Raw genomic sequence first — 24,820 nt, forward strand, 5'->3', positions numbered from 1 at the left:
TGTGCGGACCATGCACAACCGGCCCATGACCTTCTTTCCCAGCCCCATTTCACCCAGCGGGAGTCAGCATGAAGCAGACCGTCACCCAGCACGGCCAGGCGCCCGACCTCGCCGCCGTCCGTGCCCTTTGCCCCGCCGGCGACGGAACCGACGGCTGGGCGGTCTCCGAAGCCGGCCAGGCCGTGCTGCAGGAGATCCTGCGACGGACCGAGCAGCCACCTGCCACGGCCGGTTCCGGGAGGCGCCGGCATCTGTTCATGGTGGGTGCGGTCGCAGCCGCCCTCCTCGGGGGCGCCACCACGGCTGCCGTGGCCACATTCGGGCCATGGGGCGACAACGGACGCAATGTCATGTGTGCTCGCACACTGTCGCCCGAAGCGGACCTGAGTCAACTGCCGCTCAAAGCCATGAAGGACTTCGATCCGCAGGACGCGGCGCGTTCGTGCGCGGCGGCCTGGGACGGGATGTGGAACCGGCCCGCACAGGGCACAGTGCCGCAGACACCCAAGCCGGCCCGGTTCGCGGCCTGCTATTTCCCCAACGCGCAGCCCGACAGCGGCGAGTCCTCCGCCGCCGACAGCCATGGGGAACTCGGCGGACCGGTGATCTACCCGGCGGACGGCTACCCCACGAAGAAGGCGGCCTGCGCAGCCATCGGCTCCAGGCCGGTGGCAGGCGGCTGAGGACGAGGGTACGAAAGCGGCGGCCTGGGCACCCCCCTCTCGCCCTGGCCGTCACCGGCCGCCCCTGGCGGGGCCGGCTCGACGCGCTCTCCCTCGCCGCCGCGCTGACCCAGCTGCGTACGGCCGGCTGAACGTGATCGCATACCTCTCGGGACTACGCGACGTGGAGGTGCGTGAACTGGCCCGCGACTGCGCGGTCACCACCACAGCCGCGAGACCATCCGCTCCCTCCTGCGTCACCGCGCGACCGCAACCCTGCCTGGGACCTCTACCTGGTCTCGCCGCAGTCCCTCGTCTACGGCCACCGCTTCCATCCCTCGCCCAAGTCCCGCACCGGCGATGCGCAGGACTGGCTCCCGCCGTCGTCACCAGTGGGCGCAGTCGCAGTCGGCCACCCGGCACACGGCCTGAGCAGGGGCGCGGCCTGCGTTCAGGATGCGTTCAGGCTGACGCTGCCAAGATCGGTTCCGGCGATCACTCTTCGAGGTCGCCCCATGGCACAGGGCGCTCGCCCCCATCTCTGGGCGGGCGTTGTGCCGTACGACCGAATCGGAGCCCCCCACCGTGCAGCAACCGGAAATGTTCACTGATCTCGACGTCGCGAGCGCGACCAAGTCAGTGATGAAGAAATTACCCGAGGTCACTCTGGCGTTCTGGATCATGAAGATCGCCGCGACGACCCTCGGCGAGACAGCCGGCGACCTCTTCGCCCAGACCCTGAGGCTCGGCTACTTCCTTACCACGATCGCCCTGTTCCTTCTGTTCGTGGTGACCTTGGTCGTCCAGCTGAGGTCCAGCCGCTACAACCCGTTCTTCTACTGGACCGTGATCCTGTCGACCAGCATGGCCGGCACCACGATGTCCGACTTCATGAACCGTGACGCGAGCCCCAAGTTCCTTTCCGGCGGTGCCACTTCGCTCGGCTGGGGACCGCAGGGTCTCGGCCTCGGCTACCCCACCGGGGCAGCGATCCTCATCTCCATCCTGCTGGTCATCTTCGCCGTCTGGAAGATGACCGGGATGACCTTCCAGATCCGCGACATCGTCACCTTCCGCGGCGAGGCACTGTTCTGGTCGGCGATCCTCGTCTCCAACACGCTCGGCACCTCCATGGGTGACTTCCTCTCCGACAGCTCCGGGCTGGGTTACGCAGGTGGCGCTCTGCTCGTGAGCGGGGCGCTTGCTGTGCTCGTCGCCCTGATGAAGGTGCCGGTGGTGCCGAACGTGCTGCTGTTCTGGATCGCCTTCGTCCTTACCCGCCCGCTGGGCGCCACCGCGGGTGACTTCCTGACCAAGCCGGTCGCCAAGGGCGGCCTGGACCTCGGCACCGCCGGGTCCTCGGCCGTGCTCCTGGGCGTCCTGCTCGGGCTGGTGGCCTACGCGCAGGTCCAGGAACGCCGGACCACCGCACCGCGGCCGACGGGGCGCGAGCCCGTCACTCAGCGGGCCGACTGAGTCCGGTCACCCGGCAGGCAGGTTGGCCCGGAAGAGCCGGATACGGGGACGTTCCGAGGCCGGGGCTGTCCTCGCATGCGGCGGCGCCGGCCTTTACCGTCGATACCCACGGCGGCCGGGTTCCCCTGCCCTACGGGCAGTGCCGTGGATCGAGGACCACCGGGCGGCCCGGCGGGCCGGTCTCGTCCAGGCTCTCGTCGAGACCCTGCTCCTGGCCGTCGCGGAGTCCCGCCGCGGGTCGGCCATCGCCACCGGCTGCTCGCCTCGGCCGAGTCACCCGCTCCGACAACTTTCGGACGTCAGCCCCTGAAACAGGCGGTACTCTCACGGACGACGAGCTCGGTGGCGAGTTCTTCACGCCTTCGCCTAAGCGGTCGGCCCTGGGCGAGGGCGATCACCATACCGGCGGCGGTGGCGGCCATGTCGGCGAGCGGTTGGCGCACGGTGGTGAGTGGCGGGGTGAGCCACTGGCTCGGAAAGAGGTCGTCGAATCCGACGACACTCAGGTCCTCGGGAACACGTAGCCCTGCCTCCACGGCCGCGCGGTAGACGCCGAGCGCCTGGCCGTCGTTGCCGGCGAAGACCGCGGTCGGCGGCTCCGGGAGGCGCAGCAGGTCCCGGGTGTGCTTGAGGCCGTCGACGATCTGGAAGTCACCGACGCGGACGAGGTCGGGGTCGATCGGGATGCCGGCCATGTCGAGGGCGGCCCGGTAGCCGTCCAGCCGGGCCCGGCCGGCCAGGGCGTGCTCCGGCCCGATGATGACGGCGATGCGCCGGTGCCCGAGCTCCAGCAGGTGCCGGGTCGCCGACAGCCCGCCGCTCCAGTTGCTCGCGCTCACCGACGGAGCGTCGGAGTCGGGATACCCGGTCGGGTCGACGAGTGCGAACGGAATGCCCCGGCTGCGCAGTTGTTCGGCCTGCTCATCGCTGGGTCCTGAGAACACCGAGACGACACCGGTCGGGCGGCGTGCCAGCACGCCCGCGACCCAGTCCTGCTCCGGGGTGTGTCTGCCCCGCAGCTCGGAAACCACCACGGCCAGCTGGTGCTCCCCGGCCACCCGCTGGACACCGCGGAAGATCTCGGTCGGGTAGGGGCCTCGCACCTCGTGGAAGACCAGTTCGAGCAGGGCAGCGGGCCCCGCCGCCTTCTGCCGCCGGTACCCGTACCGACGAATGATGTCCTCGATCAGCGAGCGGGTCGCGGGGGCCACGTCGGCCCGCCCGTTGACCACTTTGGAGACCGTGGCCACGGAGACCCCTGCGCGCTTCGCGATCTGCGCGAGGGTCAGCGGTTCGCCCTTGCGGCCGTCGTCTGAGGACATGGGGGCAGTGTACTGGCCGGTTCCGATCCCTTTCGAAGTGAACTCTCCTGTCACACAAGGGGGTTGACGGCGCAGGGCCGCACTTCTACGGTCCTCTCACACCACAACGATCGGTAGAACTCCCCAAAATCATTCGCTCGGGAGCCTGCGATGAAGAGGGATCTTTCTGCACGCACCGTAAGGGGAGCGCTCCCGTATCGTACGGACGCCCGAAGTGAGCGCTCGATGGAGACGGTCCAGGCGCTCGGAGCAGCAGCCGTACGCCACGGGGTGCCCCCGGCCTTCCCACCCGCCCGCGGAGAAGAGTGATGCCCATGTCCGCATCCGCGCAGCCTCACTTCCCCAGCCGCCGAGGGATACTGACCACCGCCACCGGACTGGTGGCGGGAGCCGCGATGCCGCTGGCCGACGCCCAGTCAGCACACGCCGCTTCGGCCCGTGCGGCCGCCCAGGTGCCCCACGCCGCGGCCGCCGCGTTCACGAATCCGGTGATCTGGCAGGACTTCGCCGACATCGACATCATCCGGGTCGGTGACACGTACTACTACTCGGCCTCGACGATGCACTACTCGCCAGGTGCGCCGATCCTGCGATCCTACGACCTGGTCAACTGGGAGTTCGCCGGTCACTCGGTGCCACGTCTGGACTTCGGGGCCAAGTACGACCTGAACGGCGGGCGTGGCTATGTGAGGGGCATCTGGGCGTCGTCGCTGGCCTACCGTGCGAGCGACCGCACGTTCTACTGGCTGGGCCAGATCGACTTCGCCCGCACCTACATCTACACCGCCACGTCGGTCGAGGGCCCATGGAACCGCCACGCCGACCTGCCGTACGTCTACTACGACGCCGGGCTGCTCGTCGACACCGACAACACCCTCTATGTGGCCTACGGCAACACCCAGATCAGCGTCGCCCAACTCTCCCCGGACGGCCGCAGTCAGGTCCGCGCCCAGCAGGTGTTCTCCACCCCCGCCGGCATCGGAACCCTGGAGGGCTCCCGCTTCTACAAGATCAACGGGAACTACTACATCTTCGTCACCCGCCCGGCCAACGGGCAGTACATCCTCAAGTCCACCTCGGGTCCCTTCGGCCCCTACACCCTGCGTCAGGTCCTCCTCAACCTGCCAGGTCCGATCTCCGGCGGCGGCGTCCCCCACCAGGGCGGACTCGTCCAGAGCCAGAACGGCCAGTGGTACTACATGGCCTTCGTCGACGCCTACCCCGGCGGCCGTGTCCCCGCTCTCGCCCCCGTCACCTGGACATCCGACGGCTGGCCCCAACTGCAACTCGTGAACGGCGCCTGGGGCACCTCCTACACCACCCCCGACCTCCCTCCGCCACCCCGCCAGGTCGAACCCCTCACCGGCGTCGACACCTTCCAGGGGGCCACCCTCAGACCTGCCTGGGAGTGGAACCACAACCCCGACAACGGCCGATGGTCCGTCAACAACGGCCTACGCCTGAGCACGGCCACCGTCACCAACGACCTCTACGCCGCGCGCAACACCGTCACCCACCGCATCCAGGGCCCCACCTCCACCGCCACCGTCACCCTCGACCACGCCCAGATGCGCGACGGCGACCGAGCAGGCCTCGCCATGCTCCGCGATTCCTCCGCCTGGATCGGCCTCAAGCGCGACAACGGCACCACGCGCCTGGTCATGGTCGACGGCCTCACCATGGACAGCAACTGGAACACCACCAGCACCGGCACCGAACGTGCCTCCGCGGCCATCACCGGCACCCGCGTCTGGCTGCGCGCCGCCGCCGACATCCGCCCCGGCACCGGCCGCCAGGCCCGCTTCTCCTACAGCACCAACGGCACCACCTACACCACCCTCGGCCCCGCCTTCACCCTCAACAGCGCCTGGCAGTTCTTCATGGGCTACCGCTACGCCATCTTCAACCACGCCACCCAGGCACTCGGCGGCGCCGTGACCGTCCATCGCTTCGAGCTGACCACGCCCTGAACGCGGTCGCCCCGCGGGTGATCACGAGGGACGTACGCACGACCGCAGAGCTCGAGCGCGGACACCCGGCGACGCCTTCCCTCCCGATGAGTGCCGGTGGCCGGAAGACGCGTGCAGAAGAAGGAGAAGGAGGAGCGATGACGTTACGTCGCAACGAATCCATGACCAGCGGGCCGGGCTCCCCGAGCCGGAGGTCTGTTCTGGCTACGATGGGGGCCCTGCCGGTCCTGATGACCCCGACGCCGTCCGCGGCGGCTGCCACCGTGATCGTCGACCCCTCGGCGGCACGGCAGACGATCCGGGGCTTCGGCGGCATGAACCACACGGTCTGGGTCTCCGACCTGACGCCTGCCCAGAGAGACACGGCATTCGGCAACAGCGAGGGGCAGCTGGGGTTCTCCGTGCTGAGAATCCCCGTCCACGAGGACCGCGCGAACTGGACCCGCGAAGTGGCGACGGCACGGCGGGCGACCGAGCTCGGTGCGACCGTCATCGCGTCACCGTGGAATCCCCCCGCTCAGATGGTCGAGACCTTCGTCCACGGCAGCCAGACCGACGCGAGGCGGCTCCGGTACACCATGTACGGCGCCTATGCGCAGCACCTGAACGACTTCGTCGGGTTCATGAAGAACAACGGGGTGAGCCTGTATGCCATCTCGGTGCAGAACGAGCCCGATTACGCGCATGACTGGACGTGGTGGACTCCGAACGAGATGATCCGCTTCCTGCGGGAGAACGCCGGCTCCATCAGCACCAAGGTCATCGCTCCGGAGTCCTTCCAGTACGTGAAGAGCTTCTCGGACCCGATCCTCAACGACCCCCAGGCCCTTGCCAACCTGGACATCCTCGGGGCCCACCTCTACGGCACGCCGTACGGGAACTTCCCCTACCCCCTGTTCAAGCAACGAGGCGGGGGCAAAGAGCTCTGGATGACCGAGGTCTACCACCCCAACAGCAGCGACTCCGCCGACCTCTGGCCCCAGGCGCTCGACGTGGCAGAACACATCCACCGTGCCATGGTGGACGGCGAGTTCCAGGCGTACGTGTGGTGGTACATCCGGCGCGGCTACGGGCCCATGCGGGAAGACGGTCGCATCAGCAAGCGCGGTGCCAACATGGCGCACTTCTCGAAGTTCGTCCGCCCCGGACATGTGCGGATCGACGCGACCCCGAATCCCCAGGCGGGCGTCTACACCTCGGCGTACAGGGGTGGGGGCTCCCAGGTGGTCATCGTCGCCATCAACAAGGGTGCTTCGCCGGTGAGTCAGCCGTTCACCCTGCGCAACAACACCTCGTCCGGCGTGTCGTCCTGGTTGACGGACGCAAGCAGGAACCTCGCGCCGCAGGGCAGGGTCAGCATGTCCGGCGGCTCCTTCACAGGCCAGCTTCCCGCCCGAAGCGTGACGACCTTCGTGACCGGCTAGGACGTCGCTTCGCTCGGTGAGCCGGCGGCGGCCGGGATGTGCGAGCGGTCCTGGCGGGGCCGGCGTCGCCAGGGTCGGCGATCACGTCGAGAGCGGACTCGACCGAGCGGAGCTGGGTGTGCAGGTGGTTGATCCACCGCCCCTTCGGCTGCACGACGGCGTGCGGGGCGCCACCGCCGGTGACGAACCGGCGGATGTTCTGACCAGCTGGAGCGGGCGCTCGAAAGCGCGAGGCGTCGCCTCCTCACGCAACCCACGGACACCGTCAGTACGGCCGCGGATCACGCGGGCGACAGCCCGTGATCACCGTCTCCGACACCCGACTCGACGCCATCACCCTCGCCCACCAGACCGGTCCGGGGACCGGCGGAGCAGGGGCGACGATGAGCTGCTGCCCATCCCGACGGGGCACTGGACAGCAGGTCCGGGCACCGACACGATCGCGTTCATGACACCCGAGGATGCCATTGTCGCCACTGCCGACCGGATCGCGGAACTGCTCCGGCCGGCCGACCCCCACACGCCGCTGCGGGGCGCGGAGTGGACGGTGGGAGAGGCGGCGGCGCACCTCGCGCTGGCAGGGAAGCTGATGGCGGACATCGGGGCGGGCGAGGACCGCCCCTACGGCGATGGGACGCCGAGCGGCCTCGCGGCGGCCAACCGGGCGGCTCTGGCCCTCTTCCCGCAGCGGGATCCGGCATTCCTCGGCGCGGAGATCGCGGACAGCGCCCGGGCCTTCGTCGCGGCCGCGGCCGGCCGCGGTCCGCGGGAGGCGGTGCTGACGCCGATGGGGCCGATGGACCTGGCCGCCCTGGGCTCGTACCTGCTCACGCACCTGCTCGGGCACGGGTACGACATCGCCGTCGCGCTGGGCGGGCCCCACATGGTCAACCGGGAAGTGGTCGCGTTCACGCTGCCCTTCATGCGACTGGCCATGCCGCGTGTCGTGAACGCCGGCGCGGTCGGCCACCACGCGTGCTATCGGTTGCGGATCGGCCGTGACCGCTTCGCCGTCACCTTCGCGGACGGCGTGCCCACGGTCACCGACGCCCCGCCCCGGCGGCCCGACTGCACGATAGCCATCGACCCCGTCGCCTTCCTCCTCCTCGCCCTGGGCCGCTGGTCCGCCACCACCGTCATGGCCCGCGCCAAGGTCGTCGTCTGGGGCCGCAGACCGTGGCTGGGCCTGCGTTTCCCGATGCTCTTCACAGCGCCGTAGACGAGCGAGGAGACGGCCACGGACTGCGGCAGCGAACAGACGTGCCGCCGTACGGTCGCCGCCCTGACCGCTGGCCCCGGGAACTCCGGGACGCTGTCGCGGTCTGCCGCGGAACCGTGGGCGGCGGTCCTCTGCCTGTCGGCTCGGCCGGACACGGACCCCGCCTTCACCTGCGGGGGCGGCCCTGGCGCGAGGCGGGACGAGAGAAGAAGCCTGGCTCGACGTCCTGGTCGGTGGTGCCGGAGGCGTGGTAGAGCTGCTCCAGCAGACGGCCCACCCGATCCGCCTCCCCCCGTGCCTGCGCAAGGACGTCTCCGCGCTCCGCAACGAGCCGGATGTAGATGGGATCCAGGGCCGCGGACATGCCGTCTGTCGTCATGCCCGGCACCCTACGGCGCACCACTGACACCGCCGTCCTTCCTGGCCTGCGTGACGCAACGGACCCTCGGGGGGACCCGGCCGAAGCTGCGGACCGATGCTCGCCAGGCAGTCTCATCGAGCCGCCACGCCAAGTACACGTCGAGAGACCGCGCCGGGCTCCGCTACCGTTTCGCGAGAACCCTCACGCCCGGACGGTCCCCCGTGCTCGCTGAACTCGCCCCGATCGTCGCCGCGACCACGCTGTGGCTGACGCGCGCCTTTCCCGCTCCCGGTGGCGCGCTCGCCGCCGCCCTGTGCGAGGCGCAGGCCCGCCAGGCGGTCACCGTCGCGGCCCGGCTGCGCTATCCGACGGTGACGGGTGCGGCACCCGGCGGGGGCACGGGGCCGGGGGGCTCGGCCGGGCTCGACCGGCTGAGCGGCACCGGTGCGGACCCGGACGATCCGGCCTGGCGCTGCTGGGTCGACGAGGTCGTGGCGAGCTGGGCGGCCGGCCTCCTGACCGATCCCGAACTGGCCGCGCGAGCGGTGGCCCGCCTCACCAGGGGTGCCGTCGGGCGCGGAACGCCGGTGGGGTTCCGGCGTCTGCTCGCTCCCGACGACCACGACCGCCGGGCGGCGGTCCTGCTGCGCCACCCCGACCTGATCGGCCCCGTGGCCGCCCTCCATCGCGAGCGACTGCTCGAACGGCTCGGCGCGGGGCGGGGATCGACGGCCTGAGGGGCGGAGGGCACCGGACCGGGAGGCGGTGCGGCCCGGGACGGGAGACGGGCCGCACCGGGGGCGGGTGACCGAGCGATTACGGAAGTGTTTGAAAGCCTGAGCACAGGCGACGACTGAGTTAGCCTCTTTGCTCACGCCCTAGAACGAACAGGCGTACGGCGAACATCACTTCGGGAGTTCCGTGACTCACCAGCGGCCGACCCCACCGACTGCCATGGCGGCCGAGGCCGCCGCACTCCGGCAGACCGGCGCCTCACCCCTGCGGGTCGGGGATCCGGGCCGTGTCGGCCCCTATGCGCCGCTGGCGCTGCTCGGCAGCGGCGGGATGGGCCGGGTGTACCTGGCCCGGGCCGCCGACGACGGCCCGGGACTGTTCGCGGTGAAGGTGATCCGGCCGGAGTACGCCGAGGACGTCCGCTTCCAGCGCCGTTTCGAGCGGGAGGCGGCGGTGCACGCCCGGCTGGGCCCGCCGTACGCGCCCCGGCTGTGCGGCACGGGCTTCGACGACGAACTGCTGTGGATGGCCACCGAGTACATCCCGGGCCTCGATCTGACGGAGGCCGTCCGCGGGGGTGGCGCGCTGCCCGCCGCCAGCGTGTGGCGGCTGGTCGCCGATCTGGGGCGGGCGCTGGCCGCCCTGTCCGCCGCCGGGGTGGTCCACCGGGATCTCAAGCCGTCCAACGTGCTGCTGTCCGTGCAGGGCGCGCATCTGATCGACTTCGGGATCTCCAAGGCGGCGGACGCCAGCGCGCTCACCGGCACGGGGAACCGGGTGGGCACCCCGGCCTACATGTCGCCGGAGTACCTCAGGACGGGCCACTGCGACGCCGCCTCGGACGTGTTCTCGCTCGCCGGGAGCCTGGTGTACGCGGTCACCGGGCGGGCCCCGTTCGGGGACGGCACCGGGGTCGACGTGATGCACCGGGTGGCGTTCGAGGAGCCCGATCCGCAGGTGACCGGCGCGCTCGCCGCGGCCGACCCCGAGCTGGCCGCGCTGATGGCCCAGTGCCTGGCCAAGGAGCCCGGGCTGCGGCCCACCGCCGGTCAACTGGTCGCGTTCGGGGCGGCGCACACCGGCGCGGACGACTGGCCCGAGCCGCTCCAGGGCGAGGTGCTGGCCCGGCAGGAGGCGTACGAGACGCTGCACCGGGTCCCCGTGGAGCGAGCGGTCCGCCTGCTCCCCGCGGGCCGGCCCGCCTCGGCCTCCCGTACCGCGCCGGGCCCGTTGGGCCGCCCGGCACCCGCGGGCGTGGCCGCCGCACGGGTGGACCCGTTCGACGCCGAGCGCGCTCCGCTGTCCTCCTCGGTGCCGTCCGCCGCCGACTCCGCGTCGCGGTTCGGGACGGATGCCGTACCGGCGCGGTCGCACGCCGGTGACGCGTCGGCGCTGTCCGCCGCTGACGGCTCGTCGGGGGTGCCCAGCGGCGGTGACGGGTCGGCTGTCACGGGCGCGGATGACGGGCCGTCAGGCGCGGGGTCGGGTGAGGGGCCGTCTCTCCGGGGCGCCGCTGCCGGGGCGGCCCTCAGGGGCGCCGGTGACGGGTCGGCCCTGACCGGCGCCGGCATCAAGTCAGCGCCGTCCGCCGTCGGCCGGGCTTCCGTCGGGTCGGCCGGTCCCTCGGCGTCGTCCGCGGCATCGTCCGCGGTGCCGGACACGGCAGGCCAGGACGCCGCGCCCGGCAGGGCCGCCGCGTCGGAGCAGCCGCCCGGCTCCGCCCCTCGTGAAGCGGCGTCAGCGGCCTTACCGCCGAGCGGATCCCGTCGGTGGACCCGCCGCAGGCGCGGGATGGCCGTGGCAGCGGGGGTCGCGCTGTGCGCGGTCGCCGCCGGTGGGCTCGTCCTCCTTCAACCGGACGGCGGGACCACCGCGGCCCCGCCCCAGGACATGGAGACGGCGTCCGGCGCGGCACCCGGCCGACTGCCCGGCGGCGTCGCCCAGCCGGGGGCGTCCGGTGTGCCCGACCGGGCCTCGGTGGCGGGTTCCGCCGACGGCCGGGCGGATGTCGGCGGCAGCCGTGACCCGGCGCGGCCGGGGGCCTCGGGTTCGACGACCGCCGGCAGCACCCCCGGCGCCCCGGTCTCCTCCACCACCACCGGCACGGGCACGGGCACGGGCACGGGCACGGGCACCGACACCGGTACCTCCGCTTCGCCGAGCGCGGACGCCACGACCCCGGCGGCCGAACCGCCGGCCTCGCAGCCGTGGAACACCGACTGCGCGTACTACAACGGCAACGGGAAGACGCGCGAAGGAGACAGCGGCAACAAGGTGTTCCAGGTGCAGTGCATGTTGACCGCGCGCGGCTACAGCGTCGGAAGCGGCGGTGTGAACGGTGAGTTCGGCCCCGAGACGACGAGCGCGGTGCGCGCGTTCCAGGCAGCCAAGAGCCTGTCGACCGACGGTGTCGTGGCCCACGCCACCTGGGTGGCGCTGCGCGGCAGCGACTGAGGCCCCGATTGGCGTGAACCACCCCGAAAGGTGATGATGACAAGGAGGTCATGACCATCCTCGTACACCCGTCGTAGCGGACTTTCGGTCCGTGAAGGCCGAGGAGGCGGACCATGACGACGGAACCGCGCACCCGGCGCGCCTCGGACTACCTCTCCCAGCTGACGTGGGCCGCCCGGCGCTACACGGACCGCACCGAGCGGCGCGACCGCAACAAGGCGGTGCTCGCCACCAGCGGGGTGTTGTACGCCGACGATCCGGAGCGGGTCGGCAAGCGGCTGGCCCGGCTCGGCGCCGACTGGTCGCTGGCCCGGGCGATCGAGCGGGCGCCGTCGGATCCGGCGGCCACCGCGGGGAGCACCCTGTCGCTGCCTCCGGACCGTTTCGGCCGAGAGCTGCTGGGCCTGGAGCGGCTGATCGGGCGCAACGACCTCACCCCCGTCGCGTTCCTGGAGGAGGGCGTCCTCGCCGCGCGCCCGGTCGGCCGCATCACCGTCAGAGGGCCCGGCGGCGGTCACGGCACCGGCTTCCTCGTCTCCTCCGCGCTGCTGCTGACCAACCACCACGTGCTGGGCGGTCAGGAGGAGGCGGCCCGCAGCGAGGTGGCGTTCGGCTTCCAGGACGGCGTCGGCGGCGGTCCGCTCGTGCCGGCCGTGTTCGGGTTGGAGCCGCAGCGGTTCTTCGTCACCGACGAGCGGCTGGACTTCAGCCTGGTCGCGGTCGCGCCGCGCGGCCTCCGGGGCGAGGCGCTGGCGTCGTACGGACGGCTCGCGCTCAGCGAGGCACCGGGCAAGGTCGTCATCGGCGAGTCCGTCAACATCGTCCAGCACCCCCGGGGCGAGCCTAAGCAGTTGGCGCTGCGGGACAACCGGGTCGTGGACGTGCTCGACGACTTCCTGCACTACGAGAGCGACACCCAGCCGGGATCGTCGGGTTCGCCGGTCTTCAACGACCAGTGGGAGGTCGTGGCCCTGCACCACTCGGCCGTGCCGAGGACCGACGAGCAGGGCAGACCGCTGAGCGTGGACGGCACGGTCTGGCAGCCGGACATGGGCGAGGCGCGGCTGGCGTGGAAGGCGAACGAGGGGGTGCGGATCAGCCGGGTGCTGGGCGCCCTGCACGCCATGAGCCCGGGCGGGGAGACGGCGAGGCTGCGGGACGAGGTGTTCGCCACGGAGCCGGCCGCACCGGCCGCACCGGCCGTACCGGCCGTACCCGCTGTTCCCGTGGCACCGCCCGAGAGCGCGCCGCCGGACTCGACCGCCGCCGACGGGGCCGCGGCCGACGGGATCGGCGCGGCCCGCGTCGCCGACGGCACCACGCGGCTGACCGTGCCCTTGTGGGTCACCGTCGGCCTCGGTCCGTCCGGGTACGCGGCGCCGACGTACGCGGCGCCGGCCGTCGGCGCCGACGGTGTGCCGCCCGTCCCCGCGCCCCCTCCTCCGGCCACTCCGCTCGCGCCGCCGGCCGGGCCGCCGCCCGCCGCCCCGTCGGAGACGGCCTCGGCGGTCGGCAGGGACGTCACCGCCGCCCTGGTCAACCTCCGGCTCGCCCAGGACCGGCCGTACTACGACCGGACCGCCGACCAGGCCGCCCGCGAGGCCTACTACGCGGGCGTCGGCGACCTGGACGGCGACGCGCTGCGCCGCGCGCTCACCGGTCTGCTGGAGCGGACCCACGCGCCCCGCCCGAGGTACCAGCCGATCCGGCTCGTGTATCCGTGGGTCGATCTGCACCAGGACGGGCGGCTGCACGGCGTCTACTCCGGGCGGGACTTCGCACCGGAGGAGTTCATCCGGGCCGACGCCGCCGTCGCGGAGGGCCGGCTGACCCGGGTCCGGGAGCTGCTGCTGCACGAGAGCACGGCGGGCCCGGCCGAGTTCGAGGCCGAGTTCGACGCGCTGGAGGAGGCGATGCCGTTCAACTGCGAACACGTCGTGCCGCAGTCGTGGTTCGCCAAGCAGGAGCCGATGCGGGGCGATCTGCACCATCTGTTCGCGTGCGAGGCCGGGTGCAACAGCTTCCGGGGCAACTTCCCCTACATCGACTTCCCCGAGGTGCGCGAGGCGGTGCGGGACGCCTGCGGGAGGCGTGAGGACGACGGATTCGAGCCGGAGCAGGGCAAGGGACCCGTCGCCCGGGCCACCCTGTACTTCCTCCTGCGCTACCCGGGGCTGGTCGGCGACGCGCCGCGGGAGTTCCCGGCGGAGCGGCTGCCCACCCTGCTGACCTGGCACGACAGCGAGCCGGTGAGCGAGTACGAGCAACACCGCAACGCGGCCGCCGCCGAGATCCAGGGCAACCGCAACCCGCTGATAGACCACCCCGACTGGTCCGGCCGTATCGACTTCACGGGTGTCTGGCACACCTGAGGGCTCAGTCCTGCGGGGTCCCGGCGGGCGGCGCGCCCGGCCCCGGCCCCGGCCCCGAGGTGCGTACGGCGAGCAGGGCGGCGCCGAGGTCCGCTGTCGTACGGGGGTCGGAGAGGGAGCGGCCGGTGAGTTCCTCGACGCGGCGCAGCCGGTAGCGGACGGTGTTGCGGTGGACGAAGAGGGTGCGGGCCGTGTCGGCGGCGGAGCCCGCTGCGGCGAACCAGTGTTCCAGGGTGGTCAGCAGCCGGGCCCGTTCCCCGGCGGGCAGCGCGAGCACCGGTCCGAGGACCACCCCCGTCAGATGGGCCGCCTCGGCGGGCGCGGCGGCGACGAGCATGGCCAGCGGGTTGTCGTCGAAGCGTGCGACGCCGGGCCCGGTCCCGGGCAGTCCGGCCAGGGCCAGCCGGGCGAAGCGCAGGGCCTGCGGGGTGTCGCGCAGCGAGAGGAAGCCCGGGCTGACACCGACCCGGGCGCGGGAGCGGCGCAGAGCGCGCAGGCAGGTGTCCTCGGCCCCCGGGGCGGCCAGGGCGACCACGCCGATCTGCTGGTGCGGCAGCAGCCGCCAGGCAGAGGGCAGACGCGCCTGGCGCAGTGCGGCCTCGATGCCGCTGAGGGGTTCCTCGCCGGGGGCACCGGCGGCCGCGGCGACGACCGCGAACGGGCCCTGTTCGGGCAGACCCAGCTCGCGGGCGGCCTCCCACAGCGTGGTGCGGTCGGCGAGGACGCCGGTGAACAGGGCTTCCACCAGCGCCGAGCGGCGGGCCTCACGCTGGAGGGTCAGTTCGGCGGCGGTCTCCCGGTGGGCCGCCGCCACGGCCTCCGCGTAGCGGCCGAACAGCGCCCAGATCTCCGCCGACCGGGTGACCAGCACGGCGTCGGTGACCTCGGGGTGCGTGCGGGACTCCTCGATGATCTCCGACCAGAGCAGTTCGAAGCCGATCCGGTAGGCGTGCAGGGTGTCGGCGAGCGGCATGCCCTGCTCGGCGCGGACCCGGCCGGTGTCCCGGGCCGGGCGGGGGTCGGGGGTGTCGGTGCGGTGGAAGTGGCTCAGGACGAGGTCGGCGTTGGCGGCGCAGGAGCGGCGCAGCGAGTCGAAGGGGATCAGTGACTCGTCCTGGTAGGCGGGAACGGCGGAGCGGATGCGCCGCGCCATCCGCTCGCCGAGTTCCGGCAGCCGCGCGTGGAGCGCGGACGTCACACCCCAGAGGTCCATTGCCGCAGCTTAGACCGGCCTTCTTGTCCCGGAGCACAAACCCGGTGCCCGGATGCTGTCCCCCGGGCCATAGGGCGCCGCCGGATGCGCCAGCACCATGTCGTTCACGTGTACGGCGGATTTCAGCGGTGAGACGCGTGGAGGCGGGCATGGCCAATCTGGCGGGCTTTCTGGTGGACACGGCACAGCGGCAGCCGGACCGTCCCGCCCTGCGGCTGGGCGAGCGGATCGTGGCGTACGCGGAGCTGGACCGGGCCACTGCCCGTGCCGCCGCCCTGCTGCGGGCCGAGGGGGTGCGCCCGGGCGACCGGGTGGCGCTGATGCTGCCCAACGTCCCCGAGTTCGTCGTCCTCTACTACGGCGTCCTGCGCGCCGGGGCCGTCGTCGTCCCGCTGAACCCGCTGCTGAAGGCGCGGGAGACGGAGTACCACCTCACGGACTCCGGGGCGAGCCTGCTGTTCGAGTGGCACCAGGCGCCGGGCGAGGGCGCGCAGGGTGCGGCGGCGGCCGGGGTGCGGCAGCTGGCCGTGGAGCCCGCCGCCTTCGCCGGGCTGCTGTCCGGGCACGAGCCGCTGCCGGACGTGGCGCGGACGGACGACGAGGACGTGGCGGTGCTGCTGTACACGTCCGGGACCACGGGCCGCCCCAAGGGGGCCGCGCTCACCCACGGCGGGCTGCGCCACAACACCGAGGTCAACACGGTGCAGGTGCAGCGGATGACCGCGGACGACGTGGTGGTGGGCTGTCTGCCGCTGTTCCACATCTTCGGCCAGATCTGCACGATGAGCGTGGCCGTCCGGGCCGGTGCCTCGCTCACGCTGGTCCCGCGTTTCGAGCCGCAGGCCGTGCTGGACGCCATCTCCCGCGACCGGGCCACGGTCTTCGAGGGGGTGCCCACCATGTACGCCGCGCTGCTCCAGCACCCGTCGGAGGCGGACGTGTCGACATTGCGGATGTGCGTCTCGGGCGGCGCCTCGCTGCCCGTGGAGATCCTGCACGGCTTCGAGCGGCGGTTCGGCTGCGCGGTCCTGGAGGGCTTCGGCATGTCGGAGACGAGCCCGGTGGTGACGTTCAACCACCCGGACCGTCCCCGCAAGGCGGGGTCCATCGGCACGCCGATCCAGGACGTCGAGGTGCGACTGCTGGACGAGAAGGGGCAGGACGTTCCGGCGGGCGAGGTCGGCGAACTGGCCGTCCGGGGCCCGAACGTGATGAAGGGCTACTGGAACCGCCCCGAGGAGACGGCGGCGGCCGTCCCCGACGGCTGGCTGCGCAGCGGCGACCTGGCGCGGCAGGACGAGGACGGCTACTTCTACATCGTCGACCGCAAGAAAGACATGATCATCCGGGGTGGCTACAACGTCTACCCGCGGGAGATCGAGGAGGTCCTCCACGAGCACCCGGCCGTGGCGCTGGCCGCCGTGGTGGGCGTCGGCCACGCGCGTCTGGGCGAGGAGATCGCGGCGGCGGTCGTCCTGCGCCCGGGCGCCCGGGCCACCCCGGACGAGCTGCGCGCATTCGTGAAGGAGCGGGTGGCGGCGTACAAGTACCCCCGGGAGATCTGGCTGATGGACAGACTCCCGACCGGTCCGAGCGGCAAGATCCTCAAGCGGGAGATCACGGCCCCGGCCTGACCCGGCCGACGCCTTCCCCTCGACGACGGCGAGCAGTGCGTGCGCCGGGGAACGCACCCCGGTGCACCGCCGACGGCCTTCATCCGCGCCCCGGCCCGCCGTGTGCGTGCATTCGGGTGGTCCGCAGCCCCCGCCGCCCGCCGTACGGCGCCGGTGTCCGGGCCGGCTCGTACCCTCGGCGGAAACGGCGCCTGCCCGGCTGCGGACCACTGCGACCCAGGCCACCTACCTGCGGGATTCCGGGATGTCACCGGCGTCGCCACATCCGTCCCGAGCCACGCAGGGAGCAGCAGATGACGCCGTCGACCGCCACCCCGAGGTTCTCCGTCTTCACCCCCAGCCACCGCCCGCGTTTCCTCGACGAGTGCCTGGCGACGCTCCAGGCGCAGACGTGTCCGGACTGGGAGTGGATCGTCCTGCTCAACAACGGCGCCCGCTGGCGGCCGGAGTACCCCGACGAGCGGATCCGGGTGGTGATCGCGGACGAGGTGTCCGGTGTCGGCGCCGCCAAGCGCCGGGCCTGCGAGCTGGCCCGCGGCGAGATCCTCGTCGAACTCGACCACGACGACCTGCTGGCGACGGCCTGTCTGGCGGAGCTGGGCAAGGCGTTCGACGCGCATCCCGAGGCCGTCCTCGTGTACAGCAACACCGCACAGATCACCGAGGACGGGGGGCGGGACGAGACGCGCTTCGACGAGACGTTCGGCTGGCAGTACGAGGACGTGGACGTCGACGGGCGCCGGCTGCTCCAGGTCGTCTCGCTCGCGCCGACGCCGCACAACGTCGCCTACATCTGGTACGCGCCCAACCACGTACGGGCCTTCCGCAGGGAGATCTACGAGAAGTCCGGCGGGTACGACGCCACGCGCACCGTCCTGGACGACCAGGACCTGATGTGCCGTCTGTTCCACCTCGGCGACTTCCACCACATCGACCGCTGTCTGTACCTCCAGCGGGTGCACCGGGCGAACACGCAGTGCGAGCCGGAGATCAACGCGCACATCCAGCGCGAGACGGTGGCCCTGTACGACAAGTACATCGAGGCCAACGCGCTGGCCTGGACGCTGCGGCGCGGGCTGCTCGCCCTGGACCTCGGCTCGGCGGGCCGCAAGCCGCCGGGGTACACCGGCGTCGACCGGCGGGCGGGCGAGGGCGTGGACATCGTCGCGACACTGCCCGGCGGGCTCGACCTGCCCGACGACTCCGTCGGTCTGGTGCGGGCGGTGAACTTCCTGGAGTACGTCCCCGCGAAGGTGCCGCTGATCAACGAGCTGTACCGGCTGCTGGCGCCCGGGGGGATGCTCCTCACCCTGACGGCCAGCTCCGACGGCCGCGGCGCGTACCAGGACCCGACGCACGTCGCCTACTACAACGAGAACTCGTTCTGGTACTACACGGACGACCAGTACCGCACCTTCGTCCCCGACATCGAGGCCCGCTTCCAGTCCTCCCGGCTGGTCACCTACTTCCCCAGCGAGTGGCACACCGAGAAGGACATCTCGTACGTGGTCGCCAACCTCATCGCGATGAAGGAGGGCGCCGCTCGGTGCGGGGGGAAGCTGCTGGTGTAGCTCTCGTGCGGGGGGCTCAGACCCCCACGAGCGCGGTCATGCCGAGGTGACCCCGGGCCAGCTCCAGGTTCCGGGTCACCCGCTCACGGTGTTCGGCGGGCAGCCGGCCGCTCTCCAGGAGGCGTTCGCAGCAGTCCCTGCACTCCTCGTACTCGCCCACCCAGTAGGCGGCCACGGCGAGTTCGTCGAGCGCCTGCCATTCGTACCAGCCGGGTTCGACGAGCAGGTCGTCCTGCGGGAAGGGGATGCGGGCCGCCTGACGGGCGAACAGGTGGGCGAGCGGCCAGCGCGGGCCGTTGGTGCGGCACAGCCGCGCCAGGTCGCCGACGGCCTCCGCCCGTGAGGGCCGGGTCTCGTACGCACGGAGGTAGCGGTCCATCACCTGCGTCCAGGGCCGCTCCAGACTCTCCGCGAGCCGCGCGGCCCAGAGGCGGGCGCAGTAGGTCTCCTCCTCCTCACCTCCCATGTCGGCTCGGCGGTCGTAGGCGTCGAGCGCCCGCTCCAGTTCACCGGCGTCGCGCAGGCTCTGACCGAGGTAGAAGGCGTAGCGGGCGTTCCCGGGTTCGTCGAGCAGGGCCTGCTCCAGGATCTGCGCGTCGCGAAGGTACTTCGCCCGTGTGCCCTCCTTCCTGAGGCGGCCGCCGCCCCCGAGGATGACCATCTCGGCGCCTGCGAGAGTCCCCAGGCTGTACCGCGAGCCACAGTCGATGTACTCGTGCAGGACACCGCGGTAGCGCCACGGCAGGCGCGTCGAGACCAGGGCCGGCCGCCAATAGCGGAAGGGACCGTACCGGATGTCGACGCGGTACGCGTCCTCGGTCAGCTCCGGCATACGGAAGCGGGGCTCGAGTGTCATGACGTCGTCCGCGTCCACGAAGAGGAGGTAGTCCGCGCCGACCCGGGCGAGTTCGATCGCCTCGGTGCGGCTCCCGTCGTACCCCTTCCAGGGGCGCTCGTGCAGCTCCCCCGGCAGGTCCCGGTAGGTCTCGCGGATGACGTCCTGCGTGCCGTCGGTCGAGCCCGTGTCGACGACGACCCAGCGGTCGATCATGGGGCGTACGGATTCGAGGCACCGGCGGATCACCGGGGCCTCGTCCTTGACGATCATGTTCAGGCAGACCGTGGGACGCACGAGTCCTCCAGGAAGGGGGCCGGGGGCAGCAGGTCAGGAGGCCCGACAGGGACAGCGGGCGACGAGGGCGACGGCGCCCCACGAGGCCGTTGCCCCACGGGGCGCCGTCACTCTGCTCCAGGCGAGGTGGACGGCTGGACCGCACACCTCACCGGCACGTCACGGCAGGTCGACGCAGATCGCGAAGGCAGTGATCCCGTTGCCGTCGCCGTTCTGGGTGGCCTGCCACCCCGTGGCCGCAGCACCCACGGCGCCGACCGGCTGGCTGGACAGCCGCGAGCCGTTGCCCGCGATGAAGCCGCCACCTGTGGCGATGTCCCCGGGCAGGCAGTTGGCGGTCGCCGTGTTGCCCGGTGCACCGGAGAACGCGGCCACGATGTAGGTGCTCAGGCCCGCGGGGCCAGTCGCACCCTGAGCACCCTGAGCACCCTGCGCGCCCTGGGCTCCTTGCGCACCCTGAGCACCCTGCGCACCCTGAGCTCCCTGGGCTCCCTGGGCTCCCTGCGCTCCCTGAGCGCCCTGCACACCCGTGCCGCCGGTCTCGCCCGCAGCACCCTGGGGTCCTTGCGCACCCTGGGCACCCTGAGCGCCCTGGGCACCCTGCGGCCCAGGCTTTCCTGGCTTGCCGGGCCTGCCCGGGTGGCCCTTGGGGCCCTGCGGGCCTCTGGGGCCCTGGGGTCCTCGGGCGCCCTGCTGGTGGTGGGGGTCGCGGTCGCTGCCGGCCGTGGGGCCGCCGTACGACTGCACCGGTGCCCGGCCGTCGGAACCGGCGCGGCGGATCGCGTCGGCCACGGCCGCCTCGGACACCCCCTCGGGAACCTTCTGCATGACCAGACGACCGGCGTCCGGCCGCTGCATCGCGTCGGCGATGGCCACCGTGCTGGGAATCACGCTCAGTGCCACCGCGGCCGCGCCCGTCGTCACCATCGTGACGGATTTCAGGCGCGCCATTCGGATCGTTCTACGGTTCAAGAGAACCTTCCTCACGTTGGACGGGAATCAGACGGCGGCGCGCACTTCGCGTGCATCGGCCCCGCCGTGAACAACCTCATCCCTTCCACCGCTATGAAAAGATGACGAATCGAGGACCCGTCTCGACCACGAGGATCACCCGAGCGGCGTCACAGACTGCCGCGGAAGGCCACGCATTCCTCGAAGGACGGCAGCAGCCCCCGCCGCTCGGCCTCCGCCAGGGTCGGCGCCGCCGCGTCCTTGGCGGAGAGGACCGGGGTGAGGTCGTCGGGCCACGCGATCGCCAGGGCCGGGTCGAGCGGGTCGATCCCGAATTCGCGGTCCGGTGCGTATCCCCGCGAACAGAGGTAGACGACGGTGGAATGGTCCTCCAGCGCCATGAAGGCGTGACCGAGTCCCTCCGAGAGATAGACGCAGCGGTGTGTCGTGTCGTCCAGCCGTACCGCCTCCCACTTGCCGAAGGTCGGGGAACCCACGCGGATGTCGACCACCACGTCGAGGACGGCGCCGCCGACGCATGTGACGAGCTTCGCCTGGCCGGGCGGGACGGCCGCGGCGTGGACACCGCGGAGCGTCCCGCGCACCGAGCGGGAGCAGTTCGCCTGCTCGAAGGTGAACGCGTGCCCGACGGCCGCGCGGAAGGTCTCGCTCCTGAACCACTCGTGGAAGCGGCCCCGGTCGTCCGCGAACACCCGGGGCGTGTCCACCCACGCCCCTTCGATCCCGAGCGCTCTCATGGGCTCACCTTTCTCGTGCTCACCTTTCTCGCACCGCCGAGCCCCCGGTCCGGCCGGGCCGGGACGAGGGGCCGGCCGTCCTCCAGCAGCGCCAGCAGATAGTGGCCGTATCCGCTCTTCAGCAGCGGCCGGGCCAGTTCGCGCAGCCGGTCGTCGTCGATCAGTCCGGCCCGCCAGACCGCCTCCTCGACACAGCCGACCTTGAAGCCCTGGCGTTCCTCGATGACCCGGACGAACTCCGAGGCCTGCACCAGGGAGGCGAACGTCCCGGTGTCCAGCCAGGCGGTGCCCCGGTCGAGCCGGGTGACCTGGAGTTCGCCCGCCTCCAGATAGACGCGGTTGAGATCGGTGATCTCCAACTCGCCCCGGGCGCTGGGCCGCAGGGCGCGGGCGATGTCGACGGCGCGATGGTCGTAGAAGTACAGGCCGGGGACGGCGTAGCGGGACCGGGGGCGGGCCGGTTTCTCCTCCAGGGAGACCGCACGGCCGCGGTCGTCGAACTCCACCACGCCGTACGCCGAGGGGTTCGCGACCTGGTAGGCGAACACCCGGCCGCCCACCGGATCCTCGTGCCGGGCCAGCCGGGTGCCGAGTCCGCTGCCGTGGAAGATGTTGTCGCCCAGAATGAGGGCGACGGATTCCCCGCCGAGGAATTCGGCGCCCAGCACGAATGCGTGGGCGATGCCTTCCGGGCGTTTCTGCACCCCGTATTCCAGCCGCAGGCCGAGATGGCTTCCGTCACCGAGCAGCCGACGGAACTGGCCCTGGTCCTCGGGCGTGGTGATGACGAGGATCTCCCGGACGCCGGCCATCACCAGCGTGGACAGGGGGTAATAGACCATGGGTTTGTCGAAGACCGGCAGCAGTTGTTTCGACACCGAACGAGTCAAGGGCCACAGTCGCGAGCCGGTCCCTCCGGCCAAAAGGATTCCGCGCACGGGATCACCCTAGGCCAGCTATCCGGTCATATCGGTTTTTAACACGTTTTACGGCGTGGGCAGGGTATTCGGGCTCCCGGCGGAGGACCACCAGGCGGGTGGTCCTCCGCCGAACGGGTCAGCAGATGCGGGGCAGTTGCTCCCCGATCGGCAGGTCGACGACCCGCGTGCCGCCCAGCCCGGTGCGCGCCACGACCATGCCGGGGTGGGCCTCCACGGCCTCGCCGACGATCACGGCGTCCCGACCGAGCGGATGGGCCCGCATCGCCGCGAGGACCGCGTCGGCGTGCTCGCGTGGCACGAAGGCCACGAGCTTGCCCTCGTTGGCGATGTACAGGGGGTCCAGACCGAGGATGGCGCAGGCGTTGGCCACGGCCGGTGGGACCGGGACGGCGCGTTCGGTGAGGACCACCCCGGTGCCGGAGGCCGCCGCGATCTCGTTGAGCGCGGCGGCCAGGCCACCCCGGGTGGGGTCGCGCAGCGCGTGCAGGTCCGGGGTGACGGCGAGCATGGCCTCGACCAGGCCGCCGAGCGGCGCGCAGTCGCTGGCGATCTCCACCCCGAACTCCAGGCCCTCCCGGACGCTCATGATCGCCACACCGTGGACGCCGATGGCACCGCTGACGATCACGACGTCCCCGGGGACGACCCGCTGCGGCCGCAGGTCGACGCCCGCCGGGACGACCCCGATGCCGGCCGTGTTGACGAAGATCCCGTCGCCGTGGCCGGCCTCCACCACCTTGGTGTCCCCCGTGGCCACCTCCACCCCGGCGGTGCGCGCGGCCGCGCCCATCGCCTCGGCGACCCGGGTGACGGTGTCGAGTTCGACGCCCTCCTCCAGGATGAACCCGCAGGAGAGGTAGGCGGCGCGGGCGCCGCTCATGGCGAGGTCGTTGACGGTGCCGTTGACCGCCAGGTCGCCGATGCTGCCGCCGGGGAAGAAGAGGGGGCGCACCACGTAGGAGTCGGTGGCGAAGGCCAGCCGCGCGCCGCCGAGGGAGAGCACGGCGGAGTCACCGAGCTGGGCGAGCGCCTCGCCGCCGTAGGCTGGGGCGAAGATCTGCTGGACGAGTTCGGCGGAGAGGACCCCGCCGCCGCCGTGGCCCATCACGACCCGGGGCCGGTCGCGCAGGGGCGCCGGGCAGGTCCACCCCTCGATGTCCGGAGCGGGGAGATCGGTGGTGTCAGACAACGGGGGTCGCCTCCCGGACCGCAGCGGTGGCCGGCAGGTCCAGCCGGCGGTAGAGGTAGTACGCGGCGCAGGCGCCCTCACTGGAGACCATCGTGGCGCCCAGCGGGGTCCGCGGGGTGCACAGGGTGCCGAAGGCGGCGCACTCGTGCGGCTTGAGCAGCCCCTGGAGGACTTCCCCGCTGCGGCACTGAGCCGGTTCCTCCGTCCGGATGTCCTCCACGGAGAAGCGGTGCTCGGCGTCATGGTCGCGGTACTTCGGGGCCAGCCGCCAGCCGCTGCCGGGGATCACCCCGATGCCCCGCCAGGCGCGGTCGGTGACCTCGAAGACGTCCTCCAGCATGGCCCGAGCGGCCGGGTTGCCGTCCGGGCGGACGGCGCGGGCGTAGGCGTTGTCGACGGTGTGCTCACCGCGTTCCAGCTGCCGTACGGTCCGGCGTACGCCTTCGAGGATGTCGAGCGGCTCGAAGCCCGTCACGACGATCGGCACCCGGAAGCGCTCCGCCAGCTCGGGGTACTCCCCCGTGCCCATCACGCTGCACACGTGCCCGGCGGCGAGGAAGCCCTGCACCCGGCAGGTCGGCGAGGACATGATCGCCTCGATGGCGGGGGGCACCCGGACGTGCGAGACCAGCATGCTGAAGTTGCGGATGCCGAGTGTGCGGGCCTGGTGGACCGTCATGGCGTTGGGCGGCGCCGTCGTCTCGAAGCCGATGCCGAAGAACACCACCTCGCGGTCCGGGTTCTGCTGGGCGATCCGCAGGGCGTCGAGCGGTGAGTAGACCACGCGTACGTCCCCGCCCTCGCCGCGCACCTGGAACAGGTCCCGGCCGGTGCCGGGCACCCGCAGCATGTCGCCGAAGGAACAGAAGATCACCTGGGGGCGGGAGGCGATCTCCAGCGCCTTGTCGATGACCTCCAACGGGGTCACACAGACGGGGCAGCCCGGACCGTGGATCAACTCGACCTGCTCGGGCAGGAGTTGGTCGATGCCGTGCCGGATGATGCTGTGGGTCTGGCCGCCGCACACCTCCATCAGCGCCCAGGGCCGGGTGACCGTGGCGTGGATGTCGTCGAGGAGCCGGCGGGCGAGGTCGGGGTCCTGGAACTCGTCGATGTACCTCACTGCCCCGCCTCCCGTACGACGTCCCGGCCCGCCTCGGCCGCCGCCATCTCCCAGGCGTCGCCGAACTCCTCCTGGAGCATGCCGAGTTCGGCGAAAAGCTCCAGGGTCTGCCGGGCCGACTCCTCGTCCAGCCGCTGCAGGGCGAACCCGACGTGGACGATGGCGTACTCGCCGACCCGGAGGTCGGGCAGGTACTCCAGGCACACCTCCTTGACGACGCCGCCGAAGTCGACGGTGGCCATCCGGGTGCCGTCGCGTTCCTCGATGTCGAGCACTTTGCCGGGTACCGCCAGGCACATGGGCCTCTCCTCGC

At 71.9% G+C, this 24,820-nt stretch carries 20 protein-coding genes; 10 read left to right on the forward strand and 10 right to left on the reverse strand.

Translation table 11 applies throughout. The features are described from left to right. The first annotated feature begins 68 nt into the window (after nt 1-68). Both AQJ58_RS32775 and AQJ58_RS32780 read left to right on the forward strand, forming a co-directional pair. The gene (locus AQJ58_RS32775) at nt 69-683 is read left to right on the forward strand and encodes a hypothetical protein (protein ID WP_067256762.1); all 615 of its coding nucleotides are present in this window, start codon (nt 69-71) and stop codon (nt 681-683) included. A gap of 579 nt (nt 684-1,262) precedes the next feature. Beyond that, the gene (locus AQJ58_RS32780; protein ID WP_107122213.1) at nt 1,263-2,138 is read left to right on the forward strand and encodes a COG4705 family protein; all 876 of its coding nucleotides are present in this window, start codon (nt 1,263-1,265) and stop codon (nt 2,136-2,138) included. 299 nt (nt 2,139-2,437) lie between these two features. On the opposite strand, the gene AQJ58_RS32785 is transcribed toward AQJ58_RS32780, so the two are convergent. Continuing rightward, nucleotides 2,438-3,460, reverse strand: coding sequence for a LacI family DNA-binding transcriptional regulator (locus AQJ58_RS32785; RefSeq protein WP_067256765.1), 1,023 nt, complete (start codon nt 3,458-3,460; stop codon nt 2,438-2,440). 314 nt (nt 3,461-3,774) lie between these two features. On the opposite strand from AQJ58_RS32785, the gene AQJ58_RS32790 reads away from it, so the two are divergent. From AQJ58_RS32790 to AQJ58_RS32800, 3 genes are all read left to right on the forward strand, one after another. Beyond that, entirely contained in the window at nt 3,775-5,430 is a 1,656-nt protein-coding gene (locus AQJ58_RS32790) for a glycoside hydrolase family 43 protein (protein ID WP_067257107.1), read from the forward strand. Nucleotides 5,431-5,567: 137 nt separating this feature from the next. Then, nucleotides 5,568-6,854 (forward strand): glucuronoarabinoxylan endo-1,4-beta-xylanase XynC, encoded by a 1,287-nt coding sequence (locus tag AQJ58_RS32795; RefSeq protein ID WP_067256767.1) that lies wholly within the window; start codon nt 5,568-5,570, stop codon nt 6,852-6,854. A gap of 448 nt (nt 6,855-7,302) precedes the next feature. Then, a complete protein-coding gene (locus tag AQJ58_RS32800; RefSeq protein WP_067256769.1) occupies nt 7,303-8,073 on the forward strand; it encodes a maleylpyruvate isomerase family mycothiol-dependent enzyme in 771 nt (256 codons plus the stop codon). A gap of 166 nt (nt 8,074-8,239) precedes the next feature. Here AQJ58_RS32800 and AQJ58_RS32805 read toward each other — a convergent pair whose 3' ends face one another. Continuing rightward, on the reverse strand, nt 8,240-8,452 hold the full coding sequence (locus tag AQJ58_RS32805; RefSeq protein WP_159056359.1) for a hypothetical protein: 213 nt from the start codon (nt 8,450-8,452) through the stop codon (nt 8,240-8,242). A 203-nt stretch (nt 8,453-8,655) separates the two neighbouring features. Between AQJ58_RS32805 and AQJ58_RS32810 the strand changes: the two genes are divergently transcribed. From AQJ58_RS32810 to AQJ58_RS32820, 3 genes are all read left to right on the forward strand, one after another. Then, nucleotides 8,656-9,171 (forward strand): hypothetical protein, encoded by a 516-nt coding sequence (locus AQJ58_RS32810; protein ID WP_067256774.1) that lies wholly within the window; start codon nt 8,656-8,658, stop codon nt 9,169-9,171. A gap of 217 nt (nt 9,172-9,388) precedes the next feature. Continuing rightward, complete coding sequence (locus AQJ58_RS41815) at nt 9,389-11,623, forward strand: protein kinase domain-containing protein (protein ID WP_079079385.1); 2,235 nt, start codon at nt 9,389-9,391, stop codon at nt 11,621-11,623. A 113-nt stretch (nt 11,624-11,736) separates the two neighbouring features. Further along, nucleotides 11,737-13,995 carry an endonuclease gene (locus AQJ58_RS32820; protein WP_067256776.1) on the forward strand — a complete coding sequence of 753 codons (2,259 nt, stop codon included), beginning with the start codon at nt 11,737-11,739 and terminating at the stop codon, nt 13,993-13,995. 4 nt (nt 13,996-13,999) lie between these two features. Here AQJ58_RS32820 and AQJ58_RS32825 read toward each other — a convergent pair whose 3' ends face one another. Further along, nucleotides 14,000-15,208 (reverse strand): PucR family transcriptional regulator, encoded by a 1,209-nt coding sequence (locus AQJ58_RS32825; protein ID WP_199844743.1) that lies wholly within the window; start codon nt 15,206-15,208, stop codon nt 14,000-14,002. Nucleotides 15,209-15,357: 149 nt separating this feature from the next. On the opposite strand from AQJ58_RS32825, the gene AQJ58_RS32830 reads away from it, so the two are divergent. Next, nucleotides 15,358-16,842 (forward strand): long-chain-fatty-acid--CoA ligase, encoded by a 1,485-nt coding sequence (locus AQJ58_RS32830; RefSeq protein WP_067256778.1) that lies wholly within the window; start codon nt 15,358-15,360, stop codon nt 16,840-16,842. A gap of 293 nt (nt 16,843-17,135) precedes the next feature. After that, nucleotides 17,136-18,413, forward strand: coding sequence for a glycosyltransferase (locus AQJ58_RS32835; RefSeq protein ID WP_067256780.1), 1,278 nt, complete (start codon nt 17,136-17,138; stop codon nt 18,411-18,413). A gap of 16 nt (nt 18,414-18,429) precedes the next feature. Here AQJ58_RS32835 and AQJ58_RS32840 read toward each other — a convergent pair whose 3' ends face one another. The 7 genes from AQJ58_RS32840 to AQJ58_RS32875 form a co-directional block, all read right to left on the reverse strand. After that, complete coding sequence (locus tag AQJ58_RS32840; protein WP_107122214.1) at nt 18,430-19,545, reverse strand: glycosyltransferase; 1,116 nt, start codon at nt 19,543-19,545, stop codon at nt 18,430-18,432. Between the two features lie 159 nt (nt 19,546-19,704). Further along, nucleotides 19,705-20,496: a hypothetical protein gene (locus AQJ58_RS41820; RefSeq protein ID WP_079079386.1), complete on the reverse strand. Its 792-nt coding sequence runs from the start codon at nt 20,494-20,496 to the stop codon at nt 19,705-19,707. 170 nt (nt 20,497-20,666) lie between these two features. After that, nucleotides 20,667-21,254, reverse strand: a complete 588-nt coding sequence (gene rfbC, locus AQJ58_RS32855) for a dTDP-4-dehydrorhamnose 3,5-epimerase (RefSeq protein ID WP_067256786.1) — start codon at nt 21,252-21,254, stop codon at nt 20,667-20,669. Then, the gene (gene rfbA, locus AQJ58_RS32860) at nt 21,251-22,192 is read right to left on the reverse strand and encodes a glucose-1-phosphate thymidylyltransferase RfbA (protein ID WP_079079387.1); all 942 of its coding nucleotides are present in this window, start codon (nt 22,190-22,192) and stop codon (nt 21,251-21,253) included. Before rfbA ends, rfbC begins: the two co-directional genes overlap by 4 nt. A gap of 118 nt (nt 22,193-22,310) precedes the next feature. Then, a complete protein-coding gene (hypE, locus tag AQJ58_RS32865; RefSeq protein WP_067256788.1) occupies nt 22,311-23,384 on the reverse strand; it encodes a hydrogenase expression/formation protein HypE in 1,074 nt (357 codons plus the stop codon). Further along, on the reverse strand, nt 23,377-24,507 hold the full coding sequence (gene hypD, locus AQJ58_RS32870) for a hydrogenase formation protein HypD (protein WP_067256790.1): 1,131 nt from the start codon (nt 24,505-24,507) through the stop codon (nt 23,377-23,379). The genes hypE and hypD overlap by 8 nt, the downstream gene beginning before the upstream one ends. After that, nucleotides 24,504-24,806 carry a HypC/HybG/HupF family hydrogenase formation chaperone gene (locus AQJ58_RS32875; RefSeq protein WP_067256792.1) on the reverse strand — a complete coding sequence of 101 codons (303 nt, stop codon included), beginning with the start codon at nt 24,804-24,806 and terminating at the stop codon, nt 24,504-24,506. The genes hypD and AQJ58_RS32875 overlap by 4 nt, the downstream gene beginning before the upstream one ends. Nucleotides 24,807-24,820: the final 14 nt, after the last annotated feature.

The sequence above is a fragment of the Streptomyces sp. DSM 15324 genome, assembly GCF_001514285.1.
In the GTDB taxonomy this organism is placed as follows: domain Bacteria; phylum Actinomycetota; class Actinomycetes; order Streptomycetales; family Streptomycetaceae; genus Streptomyces.

Excerpts from the sequence above, each read along its gene's own strand:
- AQJ58_RS32875 (WP_067256792.1), bottom strand. The coding sequence starts at position 24,806 with ATGTGCCTGGCGGTACCCGGCAAAGTGCTCGACATCGAGGAACGCGAC.
- AQJ58_RS32835 (WP_067256780.1), top strand. The coding sequence starts at position 17,136 with ATGACGCCGTCGACCGCCACCCCGAGGTTCTCCGTCTTCACCCCCAGC.
- AQJ58_RS32805 (WP_159056359.1), bottom strand. The coding sequence starts at position 8,452 with ATGACGACAGACGGCATGTCCGCGGCCCTGGATCCCATCTACATCCGG.
- AQJ58_RS32795 (WP_067256767.1), top strand. The coding sequence starts at position 5,568 with ATGACGTTACGTCGCAACGAATCCATGACCAGCGGGCCGGGCTCCCCG.
- AQJ58_RS32825 (WP_199844743.1), bottom strand. The coding sequence starts at position 15,208 with ATGGACCTCTGGGGTGTGACGTCCGCGCTCCACGCGCGGCTGCCGGAA.
- AQJ58_RS32790 (WP_067257107.1), top strand. The coding sequence starts at position 3,775 with ATGTCCGCATCCGCGCAGCCTCACTTCCCCAGCCGCCGAGGGATACTG.
- AQJ58_RS41820 (WP_079079386.1), bottom strand. The coding sequence starts at position 20,496 with ATGGCGCGCCTGAAATCCGTCACGATGGTGACGACGGGCGCGGCCGCG.
- AQJ58_RS32800 (WP_067256769.1), top strand. The coding sequence starts at position 7,303 with ATGACACCCGAGGATGCCATTGTCGCCACTGCCGACCGGATCGCGGAA.
- AQJ58_RS32830 (WP_067256778.1), top strand. The coding sequence starts at position 15,358 with ATGGCCAATCTGGCGGGCTTTCTGGTGGACACGGCACAGCGGCAGCCG.
- AQJ58_RS32820 (WP_067256776.1), top strand. The coding sequence starts at position 11,737 with ATGACGACGGAACCGCGCACCCGGCGCGCCTCGGACTACCTCTCCCAG.
- AQJ58_RS32780 (WP_107122213.1), top strand. The coding sequence starts at position 1,263 with ATGTTCACTGATCTCGACGTCGCGAGCGCGACCAAGTCAGTGATGAAG.
- AQJ58_RS32785 (WP_067256765.1), bottom strand. The coding sequence starts at position 3,460 with ATGTCCTCAGACGACGGCCGCAAGGGCGAACCGCTGACCCTCGCGCAG.
- AQJ58_RS32775 (WP_067256762.1), top strand. The coding sequence starts at position 69 with ATGAAGCAGACCGTCACCCAGCACGGCCAGGCGCCCGACCTCGCCGCC.
- AQJ58_RS41815 (WP_079079385.1), top strand. The coding sequence starts at position 9,389 with ATGGCGGCCGAGGCCGCCGCACTCCGGCAGACCGGCGCCTCACCCCTG.
- rfbC (WP_067256786.1), bottom strand. The coding sequence starts at position 21,254 with ATGAGAGCGCTCGGGATCGAAGGGGCGTGGGTGGACACGCCCCGGGTG.